16 protein-coding genes are annotated in these 17,134 nt (G+C 33.2%); 10 read left to right on the top strand and 6 right to left on the bottom strand.

What is annotated here, in order from left to right:
• Positions 1–71 precede the first annotated feature (71 nt).
• The 4 genes from B0A68_RS18795 to B0A68_RS18780 form a co-directional block, all read right to left on the bottom strand.
• Positions 72–635, bottom strand: a complete 564-nt coding sequence (locus tag B0A68_RS18795) for a DUF937 domain-containing protein (protein WP_035683833.1) — start codon at positions 633–635, stop codon at positions 72–74.
• A 102-nt stretch (positions 636–737) separates the two neighbouring features.
• The gene (locus tag B0A68_RS18790) at positions 738–1,688 is read right to left on the bottom strand and encodes a D-2-hydroxyacid dehydrogenase (RefSeq protein ID WP_035683830.1); all 951 of its coding nucleotides are present in this window, start codon (positions 1,686–1,688) and stop codon (positions 738–740) included.
• 243 nt (positions 1,689–1,931) lie between these two features.
• Complete coding sequence (serC, locus tag B0A68_RS18785; protein WP_035683828.1) at positions 1,932–3,002, bottom strand: 3-phosphoserine/phosphohydroxythreonine transaminase; 1,071 nt, start codon at positions 3,000–3,002, stop codon at positions 1,932–1,934.
• 93 nt (positions 3,003–3,095) lie between these two features.
• Complete coding sequence (locus B0A68_RS18780) at positions 3,096–4,163, bottom strand: acyl-CoA reductase (protein ID WP_035683825.1); 1,068 nt, start codon at positions 4,161–4,163, stop codon at positions 3,096–3,098.
• Between the two features lie 158 nt (positions 4,164–4,321).
• Between B0A68_RS18780 and B0A68_RS18775 the strand changes: the two genes are divergently transcribed.
• The 3 genes from B0A68_RS18775 to B0A68_RS18765 all read left to right on the top strand — a co-directional run bounded on the left by B0A68_RS18775 (position 4,322) and on the right by B0A68_RS18765 (position 6,427).
• Positions 4,322–4,672 carry a 4Fe-4S dicluster domain-containing protein gene (locus B0A68_RS18775; protein WP_035683823.1) on the top strand — a complete coding sequence of 117 codons (351 nt, stop codon included), beginning with the start codon at positions 4,322–4,324 and terminating at the stop codon, positions 4,670–4,672.
• Between the two features lie 70 nt (positions 4,673–4,742).
• Positions 4,743–5,096, top strand: a complete 354-nt coding sequence (locus B0A68_RS18770) for a hypothetical protein (RefSeq protein WP_123947527.1) — start codon at positions 4,743–4,745, stop codon at positions 5,094–5,096.
• Positions 5,097–5,263: 167 nt separating this feature from the next.
• A complete protein-coding gene (locus tag B0A68_RS18765; protein ID WP_035683814.1) occupies positions 5,264–6,427 on the top strand; it encodes a hypothetical protein in 1,164 nt (387 codons plus the stop codon).
• Positions 6,428–6,463: 36 nt separating this feature from the next.
• Here the strand turns inward: B0A68_RS18765 and B0A68_RS18760 are convergent, their stop codons facing one another.
• Both B0A68_RS18760 and B0A68_RS18755 read right to left on the bottom strand, forming a co-directional pair.
• Complete coding sequence (locus tag B0A68_RS18760) at positions 6,464–7,210, bottom strand: class I SAM-dependent DNA methyltransferase (RefSeq protein ID WP_035688049.1); 747 nt, start codon at positions 7,208–7,210, stop codon at positions 6,464–6,466.
• A gap of 81 nt (positions 7,211–7,291) precedes the next feature.
• Complete coding sequence (locus tag B0A68_RS18755) at positions 7,292–10,021, bottom strand: TonB-dependent receptor (RefSeq protein ID WP_035683811.1); 2,730 nt, start codon at positions 10,019–10,021, stop codon at positions 7,292–7,294.
• Between the two features lie 328 nt (positions 10,022–10,349).
• Between B0A68_RS18755 and ychF the strand changes: the two genes are divergently transcribed.
• The 7 genes from ychF (at position 10,350) to pncB (ending at position 16,997) form a co-directional block, all read left to right on the top strand.
• Complete coding sequence (ychF, locus tag B0A68_RS18750) at positions 10,350–11,444, top strand: redox-regulated ATPase YchF (protein WP_035683809.1); 1,095 nt, start codon at positions 10,350–10,352, stop codon at positions 11,442–11,444.
• A gap of 228 nt (positions 11,445–11,672) precedes the next feature.
• Positions 11,673–12,350: a TIGR02117 family protein gene (locus tag B0A68_RS18745; protein ID WP_035683807.1), complete on the top strand. Its 678-nt coding sequence runs from the start codon at positions 11,673–11,675 to the stop codon at positions 12,348–12,350.
• Between the two features lie 7 nt (positions 12,351–12,357).
• Positions 12,358–13,041, top strand: coding sequence for a hypothetical protein (locus B0A68_RS18740; RefSeq protein ID WP_035683805.1), 684 nt, complete (start codon positions 12,358–12,360; stop codon positions 13,039–13,041).
• A 108-nt stretch (positions 13,042–13,149) separates the two neighbouring features.
• On the top strand, positions 13,150–14,067 hold the full coding sequence (locus tag B0A68_RS18735; RefSeq protein WP_051892550.1) for a YihY/virulence factor BrkB family protein: 918 nt from the start codon (positions 13,150–13,152) through the stop codon (positions 14,065–14,067).
• 129 nt (positions 14,068–14,196) lie between these two features.
• Positions 14,197–14,721, top strand: a complete 525-nt coding sequence (locus B0A68_RS18730) for an NADPH-dependent FMN reductase (RefSeq protein ID WP_035683802.1) — start codon at positions 14,197–14,199, stop codon at positions 14,719–14,721.
• A 3-nt stretch (positions 14,722–14,724) separates the two neighbouring features.
• Entirely contained in the window at positions 14,725–15,705 is a 981-nt protein-coding gene (locus B0A68_RS18725; RefSeq protein WP_035683799.1) for a transglutaminase domain-containing protein, read from the top strand.
• 116 nt (positions 15,706–15,821) lie between these two features.
• The gene (pncB, locus tag B0A68_RS18720) at positions 15,822–16,997 is read left to right on the top strand and encodes a nicotinate phosphoribosyltransferase (protein ID WP_035683796.1); all 1,176 of its coding nucleotides are present in this window, start codon (positions 15,822–15,824) and stop codon (positions 16,995–16,997) included.
• Positions 16,998–17,134: the final 137 nt, after the last annotated feature.

Raw genomic sequence — 17,134 nt, 5'->3', positions numbered from 1 at the left:
AAACAGCTTTTAATATTTTACTCAGAACCTCAGAACCTCAGAACCTCAGAACCTCAGAACCTCAGAACATTTTACTTACTTCCAAACAATTTCCCGATAAATCCAGAAATTCCTCCTTTACTTTTTGTTACTACAAGTACGTCTGCCACGTCAACTTTTCCGTCACCGTTTTGGTCCAGGCCAAACTGCATTCCGTATTTAGAGATTGTGTCCATAATTCCCGATGCTTGTCCACTGTTTCCAGAAATGGAATTGATAATATCTGAAATCTGAAAACTGCTGTCATTTGGGTCTTTAGCTTTGTTAACCAAAGAATTTAATATCTGAGGAATCATACCAGAGGCAACTCCGGAGGAAGCTTCACTGCTTAATCCAAATTTTTCGCCAAGATTTCCTTGTAATTGCTGTGTAATCTGCTGTACAACAGGATTAGAGTTGTCTATTGGAGAATTTCCGCTAAATAAGCCTGCCAATTGTTCTGCACCGCCTTCTGAAGCAATCTTTTTTAATCCCGAAAAAATTGTACTATTCGCTTCGTTTATCACGCCCTCATTATGCTCGTTAGGAACGGCATTATTATTTACAACAGCCGAGTTTCCGTACTGTTGTACTAATTGTGTTAATTGCTCAAACATGATTTATAGTTTATAATTAAACAACAAAAATAAATAAAAAAGAAAGGGATTTATTACAAATTCGTAATAAATCCCTCTAAAGTTAATCTATTTTTTGATTGCTTAGCTCAGCAAAGTAATAATTTGTGATGCTAATTCAGTTCCAATTCTGTCTTGTGCTTCTCCGGTTGCAGCTCCAATGTGCGGCGTCAAAGAGATTTTAGTGTGCATTAAAATTGCCATTTCTGGTTTTGGTTCGCTTTCGAAAACATCTAAACCTGCAAAAGCAACTTTTCCAGAATCTAAAGCTTTTACCAAAGCTACTTCATCAATAACACCACCACGAGCACAGTTTACAATTCCAACACCGTCTTTCATGATTGCTAATTCTTTCTCTCCGATGATGTAACCATCCTGAGCAGGAACGTGCAATGTGATGAAATCTGCTTCTTTAAACAAAGATTCTAAAGATTGAGAAACAATTGTAGTTGTAATAGATTGTCCGTCGAAAAACTCAACTTTTACATCAACTTTCGGAATAAAACTGTCTGCTGCAATAACTTTCATTCCTAAACCAAGTGCCATTTTTGCAGTAGCCTGACCAATACGTCCGATACCAACAATTCCAAGAGTTTTTCCTCTTAATTCAGTTCCGTTTGCGTAAGCTTTTTTCAAGCCGTCAAAGTTTGAATCTCCTTCAAGAGGCATATTTCTGTTAGAATCATGTAAAAAGCGAACACCAGAAAATAAGTGTCCAAACACCAATTCAGCAACAGATTCTGATGATGAAGCCGGAGTATTAATTACATGTATTCCTTTGCTTTTTGCGTAATCAACATCGATATTATCCATACCAACACCACCGCGTCCGATGATTTTAATACCAGGGCAGGCATCAATAATATCTTTACGAACTTTAGTCGCGCTGCGTACTAAAATTACGCTTACATTATTTTCATTTATAAAGTTTGCTACTTGTTCCTGAGCTACTTTTGTAGTTATAACTTCAAATCCGCCTTTTTCTAAGGCTAGAATTCCACTTTTAGAAATTCCGTCATTGGCTAATACTTTCATTGTGTATTTTGTTTATTTGGTAAATCGTTTATTTGTTTAATCGATGAACCAGCTATTATAATTTTACTTTTTTGTTTTAGGAGCTAATCCCGCTATTCGTTACAATCTTTTGTGCCGAACCCCGGCACAAAAGGATTTCCACTTCTATCGGGGCTAAAAATCCTATATTCAATTGATATTTTTGTGTAAACAGATATTTCGATTAAACAATTAACCAAATTAACGATTAACCGAAAAAAACGATTAAACTTTACTTTCCAAAGCTTTCATTACATCAACTAAAACCTGAACACTTTCGATCGGCATGGCGTTATAAATAGAAGCTCTGTAACCGCCCACAGAACGGTGTCCTGGCAATCCTGAGATTCCAGCTTCTTTCCATAAAGCATCAAAAGCTGCTGCGTGATCTGGATTGTTCAATAAGAAAGTAACATTCATTTTAGAACGATCTTCTACCACTGCTGCTCCCTTAAATAATGGGTTTCTGTCTATTTCAGCATAAAGAAGTGCAGCTTTTGCATCGTTTAATTTTTCAACAGCTTCAACACCGCCTTTTGCTTTAATCCATTGTAAAGTCAATAACGAAACATAAACTGCAAAAACAGAAGGTGTATTGTACATACTTTCTGCTTTGATATGTTTAGCATAATCTAACATACTTGGAATTGTTCTTCCGTTTTTCTCTAAAATTTCTTCTTTAACCACCACTAAAGTAGTTCCTGCAGGTCCCATATTTTTTTGAGCACCGGCATAAATTAAATCAAATTTTGAGAAATCCAATTGACGTGAAAAAATATCAGAACTCATATCGCATACAACAGGAACATTAGTTGCAGGAAAATCTTTTATTTGAGTTCCAAAAATAGTATTGTTACTGGTGCAGTGAAAATAATCTGCATCACTTGGTATTGTGTATCCTTTTGGAATATGATTGTAATTTTCTTCTTTTGAAGAGGCTACGACAACAGTTTCTCCAAACAATTTAGCTTCTTTTATTGCAGCTGTTGCCCAGGTTCCCGAGTCTAAATAAGCGGCTTTTCCGTTTTCTTTCATTAAGTTATACGGAGCCATTAAGAATGCTGTACTTGCACCGCCTTGTAAAAATAAAGCCTGATATCCTTTTCCTTCAAGTCCTAGTAATTCTAGAGCCAGTGAACGAGCTTCGTCCATAACCGCAACAAAATCTTTACTTCTGTGCGAGATTTCCAGAATAGATAATCCAGAATTGTTAAAATTTAATACTGCTTGTGATGCCTTCTCAAAAACTTCCTGAGGTAAAATACTTGGTCCTGCGCTGTAGTTGTGTTTTTTCATGGTTGTTGTTAATAGTCGAAAATTTTAAAGACGCAAATTTCGGCAATAGGAGCTGAAAAAGCGATAAATTATTCGAAATAATTGAACATTTTTTTACTTTGTTGTTAACAAAAACGTTATAGTATCTACATTATCTGCATAATCCCACAATTGAGGTTTTTGCGTTTCTCCGAAAGCAGTACTGTTTTTAATTAAACCGTTGCTTACAATGCATTGAATTTGTTCTGAATCAGCTTCAAGACGTGTTTGCAATTCGTCTATATTTTCATAAAATTCATAAAAAACACTCGAAATAGGAGAGGCGTAGCTGGTATCTTGTTTCAAAGTCAAAAATCCGTTATCCAGTAATTTAAAATTGCTCATCAAAAATACAGCTTTGTTATAGTCGTAATTATTAGCGTATTTTTCGTAGTGAATAACATCCTGATACTTAAAAATTGCTTCAAAAAGTGTATCAAAAGTATAGCCGCTTGGTACGAAAATTTTAGAAACATTGCGACATCCTAAACCAAAATATCTAAAAATATCTTCGCCCAAATCCTCCAGTTGTTCTTTGGTCTCGCTTCCGTCTAAAACGGCGGCCGAATTTCTGTTTTTTCTAATGATCGAAGGTTTGTCTTTAAAATAATATTCAAAATAACGAGAAGTATTGTTGCTTCCTGTTGCAATTACAGCATCAAAATTTTCGAGTTTTCCTTCTACAAAAGTGATTTTATCTTTTAAATCCTCATCAACAGCAATTAAGTACTTCGCCAAAAATGGCAGTAAATGCTGATCGTTTGAAGAAGTTTTAATTAAAGCTTTGTTTCCTGTGATTAAAACAGACAAAAAATCATGAAATCCAACCAGCGGAATATTTCCTGCTAAGATTAAAGCAACGTTTTTTGAATTATTGTCATTTTGATCAATAGTATAAGCAGAAAGCCATTTGTTTAAATTCTCTTCTGTCAGGGCTTCTGCCCAGGATTGTATCGAAAAATAAACTTGTTCGGGTGTGTACCAGCCGTTATGCGACTGCGATAAATGGATAAGATTTTCGAAATCATCAAAAAAGATATCATTATATAAAACGTCAGATTTTTTTGCAGACGTGCCTTCAGAAAACTGACTTAAAAATTTTCCTAATTCAACAAAAACACTTTTTTTTGTTTCTAATGTCATAATGTTTGCTTATGAATTGTTTTGATTGTAATTTTGCACAAAAATACGGATAAATAAGTCGAAAGTCAAAAGTCACACGGTCAAAAGGCAGGAATAGCTTTTTTGATTTTTTTGGCTTTACAAACTTTAAGGATTTTAACTTTAAGACTAATAAAGAAATGGCAATAGTTATAACAGACGAATGTATAAATTGTGGAGCTTGTGAACCAGAGTGCCCAAATACAGCAATATACGAAGGAGCAGACGATTGGAGATATAAAGACGGAACCAGTCTTTCTGGAAAAATAATTTTGCCAGATGGTACAGAAGTGGATGCTGAGGATGCTCAAAATCCAATTTCGGATGAAATCTATTATATCGTTCCGGGTAAATGTACAGAATGTAAAGGTTTTCATGACGAGCCGCAATGTGCTGCTGTTTGTCCTGTAGACTGCTGTGTGCCAGATGACAATCATGTAGAAGATGAGGAGACTTTATTGGCTCGTCAGGCTTTCCTGCATAATGAATAAACTGCGTGATTTTATAAGAAAACGATCTGTTCTTGTTAGTTTTTTTATGGTTTTTATCGGTTTCATGTATTTGAAAATTAATAACCTTAATAATTATTTTTTCTACGAAGGGAAAGTAGTTGGACTTCATAAAATCACATCGAGTCACCAAACTGCAGGAAGACGAGGAAGTCTTAACATTTCGAGAGAAATTCCGACTATTGAATATTACACAAAAAATGATACTGTGAATTGTGATCAAGGTGAATTAAAGCTGATTACAAACTTCAATATAAATGAAAAAATAACTGTTTTAGTTGAAAAGCAAGACGATTCTCATACAAAAATTTTTAGTTTATTTTATTATTGGATTGAATACAACGAATTAATTTTGGTTTTACTTTCATTCCTTTTTATATTTGGTTTTATAAAAAATTTCGTATAAAATATTAAAACATAATAAATACATAAGAAAAGTCCTAAGTATTAATGCTTGGGGCTTTTTTTGTGCTAAAATTTTAAGTATTTCGTATTTTGTTGGTGTTTAATGCTTTATTTTTATTTAATTTGATGACTGTTTTAACAATTTGTTGGATTAATTAATAATTGTATATGAAGAGATTTATACTTTTGACTGTTATACTCTTTAGTGCGAGTGTTTTTGCCCAAAATTCAGAATATTCTATCATTGTAAAAGATATAGAAACACAGCTTCCTATAGAAAATGCGACGGTTGTTGTACTTAAAACAAAACAAATTTTATTAAGCAACCAAGATGGAAAGGTGAGTTTTGTACTTGCCGGAGGTTCTAATATAGAGGTTTCTGAAACCAATTATGAGACTTTAACAGTACGCTGGGCTTCATTAAAAGAATCTGAATTTGTAGTGTACTTAAAGAGTAAGGATAATAAACTGGACGAGGTTGTATTGTCTAAAGAATCTCCAGAAAAAATACTGCAGAAAATTGTTTCTAACTCTGAAAAAAAATTGGCAGTTTCTTCTCGTCTTAAGGTGTATGTTAGAGAGTTTTTTATGCTTGATAACAAGTATTCTTACTATAATGACGGACTTGTTAATTTTCAGTTTGAGGTAAATCAAAAAAAGGTTGGAACCACTCTTTTAGTAGAGCAGAATCGTTCTTACGGACTAATAGAAACGGATGTTAGTGCTGACTTAAAAGGATATGATTTGAATAATATAATGGAGAATTATTATAATTTAAATTACTTTAATCCAGTTTTAAATTCAAAATCAAAAAAAGAATACGAGTTTGGTATAAAAGGCCATCCTGTAAATAAAAATTATTACATTATGTCTATCACGCCTTTGGATACAGCCAAAGAAGCTTTGGATAGTTTTGAAATTGTATACGATTCTGAACAGAAATTAATAATAGAATTTTCTATTATTGTTACTCCGGGAACTCTTGCCGCAGTAGAAGATAAAACAAAAATCGGAGCTAAAAATATAACAAGATCAATTGTAAAAGTAAATTACAGATTAGACGGTTTAGATTATTATCTGTTAAGTTCGAATGAAGAAATTGCTTATGATCTTGTTTTGAAAGATCAGGTAAAAAACATTCAAATTCGTAATAATTTTATAACCACAAATTTCAATAAGCAAAAGTTTACTTATAATGAAAGTGACGTTTTTAAAGAAAAAACACTTTTTAATAAAAAGAATCACATTCTAACCAAATATTGGGATATTTCTGGTTTTACAGCCACAGAAGAAGAAAAAGGACTGATAGATGCATTAGAATTTAAAATGTGATTTAGATAAAAAAAATATCCTGAGTTAAACAAGTTCTCAGGATATTTTTTTTGCCACAATAACGTAGGTGTCGTAAGCATATGTTTTTCGATCTATAGTTTTTAGAATTTCGAAATTATTTAGATATAGAAAAAGCTCGATTTCGTTAAGTGTAAATACCCGAACCGTAGAAAAATCATTTTCAATAATTTCTTTCTCTCCATTTATAATCGTGTAATATTGAGCAGTCCATTCGAGCATAAAATTTTCTAAGGAATTATTAGTGTCCCAATGACTTTCTCTTATATAATTAATGTTTTCAAATTCGGCTTCGTGAACAATTACCGGATTGTTTTTTGTAAAAGGAATAAATCGATTGGCATCTATAAAATCGAAAATAAAAACTCCATCTTGAGTCAGATTTTTATAAACAGATTCAAAAGTTCTATTAATGTCATCATTACTAATTAGGTAACTTGTAGATCTTCCCGTTATTAAAATCGAATCTACAGGTTTATCCAGTTTAAAATCACGCATATCTCCCTGAATAAAAGAACTATTTTTATTACGTTGCTTTGCAATTGCAATCATATCGGCGCTGTAATCAAGACCTAAATAATTCTGTTTATTTGCTTCGAATCGCTTTGCAAGATTTCCCGTTCCGCTTCCTATTTCTAAGGTAGCAGCACCATTGTTTTCCTGAATTAAATTGTTGTAAAAAGTATATTCTTCGTCATAATTGACAAAAGTCTGGTACATCGCATCGTAAATAGCAGCCATTTTTCCATCATATAAATTTGCCATACTAATATTTTTTTTAATAAAATTATAAAAAAAATGGGTCATCCTAAGACAACCCATTTTATATATTAAACAAAGCTGAACTTAAAACTTGTAGCTTAAAGATAAATTAAACATTGTTCCTAATTGACTGAAATGGAATCCATCATAAGTCATTGTAGAATAACGCTGGTTAAAAGTAAGTAAGTTAGATTGTTGTTTTGTTCTTGCAGGGTCAGCAAGTAATGCAGCTCCTTGTTCATTTTCTGCTACGAATTTCCATTCTGGCAGCACATTAAATAAGTTGTTTACATTTAATGCAATTGTAAATTTTTCGTTAGGATTGAAAGTAACGCCTAAGTCAGTAACAATTTTAGGAATAAACTGTGTTTTAAGATTCGGTTTAGTCTCATCTCTTACAGGATCGCCATTAGCATCTCTAAGTAGATTACCATCAGTATCTCTAACCTCATTAGAAATTAAACCATCTTGATTAAAAGTTGTTTTTCCAAAATAAGTATTATTTAAAGAAAATCCGAATTTACCAATTTCATAATTGATCCCCAGAATCCATTTTGTTTCAGGTCTTGATGTAAAAGTCAAAGAGTTTAAGATATCACCAAATGAATTTTGTGTTACAGGAGAAATTCTTTCATTTTCTAAAGTAACGTTTCCAGATAAATTAAATCCTAATTTACCTTCTCCGATACCAACATTATTATAACCTAGAACTATATCTAAACCAGAAGTTCTAGTGTCGAATGAGTTAGAGAACCAAGCTACATTTCCAAATCGGGTGTTTTGTCTGTCTCCTAAAACAATTCTGTCTTCAACTTTTATGTTATAGTAATCTACAGTTACAGTAAAGTTTTGAAAAGGTTTTGCTCCAACACCAACAGTTATATTGGTTGATTTTTCTGCATCTAAAGGACGAATCCCTAATTGACGTGCTTGCGGCGAAACATTATTGATGATACCGCTAATTTGAATACCTTGTCCTGCTACAAAAGAGTATTGTGATTTTTGAGTATAAATTTGGTGTAAAGTCGGTGCTCTAAAACCTGTAGATACAGATCCTCTAAAGGTAATTTTATCGTCAAGGAATTTATATCTTGTACTTGCTTTCCAAACCGTTGCTCCTCCAAAGTCGCTATACTCTTCATGACGAACAGTTCCGTTTATCTGGAAGTCTTTTGTAACATCAAAGGCGACATCTAAGTAAACCCCTACATTATATCTGTTCCATTTTCCAGAATTTTCAGGTCTGTTTCCAGCAAAAGAGTCAGCACCAGTTCCGTCCCAAGAAGCTTTATCTCCTTCTATTACGGAGAAATATTCAGATCTAAATTCAGTTCCAAAACCAATACTAAACTGATCCGATAGAATTTTAGAAATGTCAAGATTTCCAACGATATGATTAAAAGAAGCTCCTCCTGGTTTAAACGAGATTGGACTATTTTCTCTATAAACGTTATTTCCATCAGTATCCAGTATGTCTGATCTGTTTACAGAATTGTTTACAGAATAAAGCTGTTTGTTACCGCCCACTGTTACACTGGCATCTGTATTCCAGCCGTTTTTAACGTTTTTAAAGCCCAATGTACCATTATAATCAGATAAATCACCCTCAAAAGTAGGTCCATATCCTTCGTATGATGGATTAGCAGCATCACCGTTTCCGTAGAAATCATTAAGATATGGGTCGTCTGATAATGGTCTCCAATAAGGTGTTCTAAAGTTGGCAAACGATTTTACTTTTTTGTAAACATAAGCTGCGTTATAGTATAAATTGGTATTTTCACTAATAGGACTTCCTCCGTTAATTAAGAATTTTGCAGAAGCGTTCTCTGGCGAACCATTAATATTTCTGGCATCAGGATATTTGGCAAGATAAGATTGAACATCTGCAAGTGTAGCTCCAAAATCTCCGGCATCTCCTTCTGCATCTACTGTTCCTGGTCTGTTTGCTAAATTTACTTTAGAGAAATCGATAGTGTAATTTAGAAAACCTTTTTCTCCAACAGTGGTACCGCTGTTTAAGCTCACACCAAGCATTTCTCCATCACCTTCAGAAGTAATACCGCTTCTTAGAGTTACATAGCTGTCAGTAACGTTTTTCTTTAAAATGATATTTACAACACCTGCAATAGCGTCAGAACCGTATTGGGCAGAAGCACCATCACGAAGAATCTCAACTCTTTCGATCGCATCTGTTGGAATAGCAGAAATATCTGCACCCGTTTCTCCACGTCCCGGAGAAGTTTGTACATATAATAAAGAACTTAAGTTTTTACGTTTACCATTAATAAGGATTAAAGTTCTGCTGGGTCCCATATTTCTAATCTCGTACGGATCTAATAACGACGTGGCATCGTTTACAGGAGTTTGTACGGTATTAAAGGAAGGGATTTTGTATTGCAGCGCCTTGTCAAACGTAGCCTGCCCGGTGGATGTTAAGTCTTTAGAAGACAATACATCAATAGGCAGTGCACTGGTTGTGTTACTTCTGGCAGCGGTTCTGGATCCTGTAACTACTACTTCATCAAGACTTTGTCCGCCTTCTTCAGATAAAGAAACGTCAATTTGAGATGCATTAGCCAATTTTGTAACACTGCTGTAACCTAAATATGTAAAAACTAATGAGGCACCTTCTTTAACTGTTATTTTATAAGATCCGTCACTATCGGTAGAAGCACCGTTGTTTGTTCCTTTCTCAATAATGTTTACACCAGGCAAGGGGCTTCCTGTGTTGTCTTTTACTACACCCGATATTTGCTTCTGCGCAAAAATAAAGACGGTGTTAAATAAAAAAAATAAAATTGCAATTCTTTTCATGGTAATAGTGGTTTTGGTTAAAAATGCTATATGATTTGTTAAATTTGGTGATAAAAATAGTCTTATTTAACAAAATATTACAAAAAAGTTTTATTTTTTTTAAGAAAAGTACTAAAAAAACATATATTGGCATTTTTTGTATAGTTACGAGGTATTAAATCATATATTTGCAAAATTTTAAGGGCAAAATATATGATTTTGTCAAAATTAAAGACATCTTAAAAAGTAATATAAATACGACTAATCAGGAGCTAAGTATTTGGTGCGTAGAGCAGTAATTTCGGGGCTTGAGACGGGTTGAAACCAATAAAAAACAAATTATCTACAGATGAAAGCAGGAATTGTAGGATTACCAAATGTTGGAAAATCAACATTATTTAATTGTTTATCTAATGCAAAAGCGCAAAGTGCCAACTTTCCTTTTTGTACAATCGAACCTAATATTGGTGTTGTAAACGTTCCGGATCCGAGAATCAATAAATTGGAAGAACTGGTAAAACCAGAGCGTGTACAAATGGCAACAGTTGATATTGTTGATATTGCAGGTTTGGTAAAAGGAGCAAGCAAAGGTGAAGGTCTTGGAAATCAGTTTTTAGGAAACATTAGAGAATGTAACGCAATTATTCACGTTTTGCGTTGTTTTGACAATGATAATATTGTACACGTTGACGGAAACGTAAACCCAATTCGTGACAAAGAAACAATCGATATCGAATTGCAGTTGAAAGACTTAGAAACTGTTGAAAAACGTTTAGAAAAAGTAAATCGTGCAGCAAAAACCGGAAATAAAGAAGCGCAGACAGAAAAAGCACTTCTAGACAGAATCAGAGAATCATTATTGCAGGCAAAATCAGCTCGTACTATTGTTCCTCAAGGTAATGATGAAGAAGTTTTAATGGAGTCTTTTCAGTTAATTACAGCAAAACCAGTTTTATATGTTTGTAATGTTGACGAAAATTCAGCTGTAAACGGAAACAAATATGTAGATCAGGTTCGTGAATTGGTAAAAGACGAAGATGCAGAAGTTATAATCCTTTCAGTAGGAGCAGAGGCAGATATTACAGAATTAGAAAGCTATGAAGAGCGTCAGGTTTTTCTTGAAGATATGGGATTGACAGAACCGGGAGCATCAGTTTTAATTCGTGCCGCTTACAAATTATTAAAGCAGCAGACTTACTTTACAGCAGGTGTAAAAGAAGTTCGTGCCTGGACAATCAACATTGGAGCAACTGCGCCACAAGCAGCCGGAGTGATCCATACTGATTTCGAAAAAGGTTTTATTCGTGCAGAAGTTATTTCATACGAAGATTACGTTCAATACGGTTCTGAGGCAAAAGCTAAAGAAGCTGGAAAATTTAAAGTAGAAGGAAAAGAATATGTTGTAAAAGATGGTGATGTAATGCACTTCCGTTTCAACGTGTAATTTTTTTTGAAAATAGAAAATAGAAAATAGAATAAAACTGCTGGAGAAATTCAGCAGTTTTTTTATGCTTTAAAATGAACAAAAATGAGAATAAAAATCTGTGTAAATTGGCGCTTTCGCGAAAGCGAATCTGTAAAATCCGTGTACCATTTCAATAAATAAAATTTTTGGCTCAAAAATTGGTTACAGAAAATTAACCAATTACTAATCTAAAATAAACCATTAAAAATGCTGAAAAAATCTTTCAAATTTCTGGGCTGGACCCTTTGCGGAATTCTTAGTTTTCTTGTTCTTTATGTAATTTCAGTTTACCTGATTTCTAAAATTACCGTTAATTCAAATGCTGATCTTACAAAACAGAGAAGATCAATTCCAATTTATATTCTTTCCAATGGAGTTCATACGGATATTGTCGTTCCTATAAAAAATGAAATCAAAGATTGGCGAAACGAAATTCAATTCAGCCAAACACAATCAAAAGACTCATTAGCAAATTTTGTAGCTTTTGGCTGGGGAGATAAAGGATTTTACCTCGATACGCCAGAATGGTCAGATCTTAAGGCAAGTACAGCTTTAAAAGCCGCTTTTGGAGTAAGTACATCGGCGATGCATACTACATTTTTTAAAGAATTAAAGGAAGGAGAAGACTGCAAACTTATTTTTATTTCGAAAGAGAATTATCAAAAACTGGTTGCTTATATTTCTGATAGTTTCAGTGATCCGGTTCATCCGCAATGGATTGAAGGTCACAGCTACGGAAAAAAAGATGCTTTTTATGAGGCAAAAGGAAGTTACAGTCTTTTTTACACCTGCAATACTTGGGCAAACAGCGCCTTAAAAGCGGCGAATCAGAAAGCAAGTTTATGGACGGTTTACGATAAAGGGATTTTTTGTCATTATCAATAAATTGGTTATGAAAAATATATTTATACTACTCGTTTTAATAATTATTTTCGATTCATGTAAAAAAGCTGATGCTGCCGCGACAGAACTTTGCGATGACTGTGTAACTTTTTATTTTGAAAATCCCCAACCGGATAATGATTCTGAATTAAATGGTTTTCCTTCTAAATTTAAAGGTTTGTATATGAATAATGATTCTACTTATATAAGAATTGAAGAAGATAGAATCTTAAGTGAATATTTCTACAAATTCAAAGTTCATAAAAATTATTTGGACACATTAAAACAAGGATTTGATTTGATTAATAATCAATTAATTGATAAAGAAACACATGAAAAATGGATATCTACACAAAAAGGTGATTCATTAGAATTATCAAAAATAAATATTGATACTTTGTTTAGATTTTCGCTTAATCAAAAAGCAAAACGTATTAATGGTCAATTAGTATTGAGTACGAGAGATTCTATTTTTTGGAATATTAAAACAATAGCCTTAGAAAAGAATATACTTAAAATTAAGCGTATTTATCGACTAACTGATTTAACTAAACTTGATTCAATTACTTCTATAAAAGGTAAAGAATTGGATTCAATTTCATATTTAATAAAGCCAACTCGACGTGAGTTTAAAAATATTTTGAAAATTAAAAATTTAGGAACTGATAAAGAATACGATAAACTTTCAAAATGACTTTTTTAATAAGATTCACATGGTAAAAATGTAAACTTTGAGTAAAAACTAAGAATTCAAAACTTTAGATTATTGCATAAATTTGAGAGAATATCAAAAAATCAGCAAATGAAAAAACAAAATATATTCTCCAAATCCTGGTTTCTATTAAAAAATACCTTCTTAGAATTTAATGATGACAATGCCATTAAACTTAGTGCAGCGTTAGCCTATTATACGATATTTGCATTACCTCCTTTGTTGATTATTATCATTACGATTTGTGGAATTTTCTTTGGTGAAGATGCTGTTACAGGCCAGCTTTATGGACAAATAAACGGACTGGTTGGAAATGGTGCCGCAATTCAGATTCAGGAAGCGATAAAAAATGTTCAATTATCAGGAGATAATGTTTTTGCAACGGTATTCGGAATCGTGATGCTTCTAATTGGTGCTTCAGGAGTTTTTGCTGAAATACAAAGTTCTATAAACTTTATTTGGGGACTGCGAGCAAAACCGGATAAAGGCATTAAAAAGTTTATTCAGAATCGATTAATGTCATTTTCAATGATTGCTTCGGTAGGTTTTCTAATGTTGGTGAGTCTTTTGCTCAATACGACATTAGATTTAGTTAGTTCACGCCTAAAGGTTTATTTTCCTGAAAGTACGGTTTATTTGTTTTACGTTGTCAATATAATAATTGTACTTGCCAGCATCACGCTTCTTTTTACAATTATTTTCAGAACATTACCCGACGGAAAAATAAGATGGAAAGATGCTTTTATAGGATCGGGAGTTACGGCAGTGCTTTTTATGATTGGTAAATTTGCCATCGGATTTTATTTAGGCAGTTCAACTGTTGCATCTGTTTACGGTGCTGCGGGTTCGGTAATTATTATTTTAGTTTGGGTCTATTACTCAGCAATTATTTTATATTTTGGTGCAGAATTCACAAAAGTCTACGCACAACATTACGGCGGTAAAATAGCTCCAAATGAATATTCAGTAGAAATTAAGAAGGAAATTTTTGAAGTTAAAAAAGAATAATTTTGTGAACCTTATTTGTTGTTAAAATTATTTCATGCAAATACAATTTAACTATAAAAGTAAGTTAATTTAAAACTTAAATGTACTTATATAAGTAATATCGTTTATTTTTGAAAAAAATACCACAGTATGAAAATCATTGCCTTTGGAGGAAGTAACAGCCAGCATTCCATCAATAAAAAATTAGCCGCTTATGCTGCAAATCAGTTCGAAAACGGAGAAGTCGAAGTCTTAGATTTAAACGATTTTGCAATGCCGTTATTCAGTGTAGATCTGGAAAAAGAAATAGGTCAGGAACCAAAAGCACTTGCCTTTCTAAAGAAAATTTCAGAAGCAGCTATTTTGGTAGTTTCATTAGCAGAAAACAACGGAAATTATTCAGCCGCATTTAAAAATGTTTTTGACTGGGCTTCCCGAATAGAAAAAGATGTTTTTCAGCACAAACCTATGCTGCTGCTTTCTACTTCACCAGGACCGAGAGGCGGCGCTACAGTATCAGAAATTGCCAGAAATGCGTTTCCGCGTTATGGAGGCGATATTAAAGCAAGTTTTTCATTACCGAGCTTTAATACTAATTTTGATGTTGAAAAAGGCGAAATCTCCAATGAGGAACTAAAGACCAATTTACTAAATCTTATACATTCTAATTTTTAGTCAATGGCAATTAAAAAACTCCTTTCTGCATTCTTTCTTTTGAGTGTAATTTTTCTGTGTCCTTCATTTTCTCAGAATTATAATAAAGTTGATCAAATCGTTTTAAAATATCCTAAACGTTTTGATACGACCGAAGAACTGGCAGACCGAATTCAAAAAGATTTTTCTTCAGACCGTGATAAAGCCCGAGCAATATTCAGCTGGATGGCTTTTAATATTAATTATGATTTAAATGCTTTTTTGAATCCTCAAAGATCTCAGGGCTTTAGTTATAGAACAGAAGAGGAAAAACAACAAAAAATAAAGCAGTTAAATGACAATATGCTTCAAAAGGCATTTAAGTCTCAAAAAGCAGTTTGCGAAGGTTTTACGGTTCTATATAGTCATCTGGCTTCGCTGACAGGTTTAAAGTCTCAAATTGTAAAAGGAGATTCAAAAACAAGATTAGTAGACATTGGCAGAAAAACACCCCATTCAGATCACGCCTGGAACATGGTTTTAATAGACGGAAAATGGAGATTGATTGATGTAACCTGGGGTCAGGGTTATTATGACAGCAGTAAGGGCAGAATGACAAAAGAATTTGCGCCTATATATTTTGACACACCGCCAGAATATTTTTTCACAAAACATTTTCCGGATTCGGGAGAATATCTGGGAGACAAATTAGATAGAGAAGATTTTCTTAACGGACCTTTGATTTACAATAAATTAATCGAATACGATGCTCAGGTTTTAGAACCTAAATCTGGTTTGATCGAAGTTAAAAACGGAGATAATATTACATTTAGATTTAAAAATATTTCAAAAAAAGATGTGCTTTTTTATCTGAACAAAAAGAATCAGCCAGTCAAAATTGCAAACTCAAAAGAAAGAAAAGGCGGGTTGGAATTTGATATCATTTATGATAAAAATATCGGAGAGTATATTACTTTTTTTATGGATAATAATAGTATCGCTTCCTTTCAAATTAAGCAGAAATAAGAAGTCCTGCCAGAAAATTGTTTAAAAATGAATTAGATTTTAACGAAGTATTAAAATACGAGTTAGTATTTATTGACGTATCTTAGCAATAAGTATAAAAAAACAGTTTTTGGCTCATGGAAACCACTTTTCTGAAATCGATTTTAGACAACGATTTCTACAAATTTACAATGCAGCATGCTGTAATTAAACTTTTTCCTAAGGCAAAAGTACGTTATGGATTTATCAATCGCGGTAAACATATTTTTCCGCCTGGATTTGCAGCTTTACTTCGCGCATCTGTAGATGCAATGGCATCTTTGCGATTGACAAAAGAGGAGAAGCATTATCTGGCAAAATACTGCCCATATCTTGATCCTACTTATTTGGATTTCCTGCACGGCTATCGCTATGATCCGTCTGAGGTTGAAATCACTCAGGAAGGATCAGAAATTAAAGTTACTATTGAAGGATTTTGGTACCGAACCATTTTATGGGAAGTTCCGTTGATGGCTTTAATTTCGGAACTTTTCTATAAATCAAATCATTTGATTCGTCTGCACGACGAGAAAATTAAAGAAATAACAAAATCTAAAATTGATAATTACAATAAACTTAGTGTTGCAATTTTAGAATTCGGCACCAGACGCCGTCATTCTTACGATGTACACGTTTTGGTAAACGAAACCCTGCAGACTTTTGGTTCAGAAAGTTTTATCGGAACCAGTAATGTACATTTTGCAATGGTCAATAACAAGCGACCGCTCGGAACCCATGCGCATGAATGGTTTATGTTTCATGCTGCTCAATACGGTTTTAAAGTAGCCAATGCAATCGGACTCGAACATTGGACACAGGTTTACGGCGGTGATCTCGGTATTGCACTCACAGATACCTATACAACAGATGTGTTTTTTGAGCAATTTGATAAAAAATATTCCAAGCTTTTTGACGGAGTTCGTCATGACAGCGGTGATCCGGTTGAGTTTGCTCAAAAAGTAATTGCCCATTATATCAAAATGGGAATCGACCCGAAATCTAAAGCAATTGTTTTTTCAGATTCACTCAATTTTGATAAAGTAAAAATCATCTCAGATTTTTGCAAAGACAAAATAAAAATGTCATTTGGTATCGGAACCAATTTTACTAATGATGTTGGTCTGCCCGCTATGAATATGGTTATTAAATTAACTGATACAAAACCCGATCATGGCCAATGGCAGGGAGTAGTAAAACTTTCTGACGAAAAAAATAAAAATACGGGAACGCCCGAAATGATAGCGTTGGCAAAACAAGTACTCGGAATAAAATAGCATTTTTTTATTTGAATGCTGTTTTTTATAATTTAGCTGTCTTATTGTTTTAAAATCTATTTAAATAAAATTTAAAGCTGTTATTATTCGTAACAAAAAAGAAATACGCTTTCTTTTTTTGTGGAGAAAATGGTACA

The sequence above is a fragment of the Flavobacterium reichenbachii genome, from assembly GCF_002217435.1.
GTDB lineage: Bacteria > Bacteroidota > Bacteroidia > Flavobacteriales > Flavobacteriaceae > Flavobacterium > Flavobacterium reichenbachii.
The sequence above is the reverse complement of the archived record's forward strand: the minus strand, read 5'-3'. Positions and strand labels throughout refer to the sequence as shown.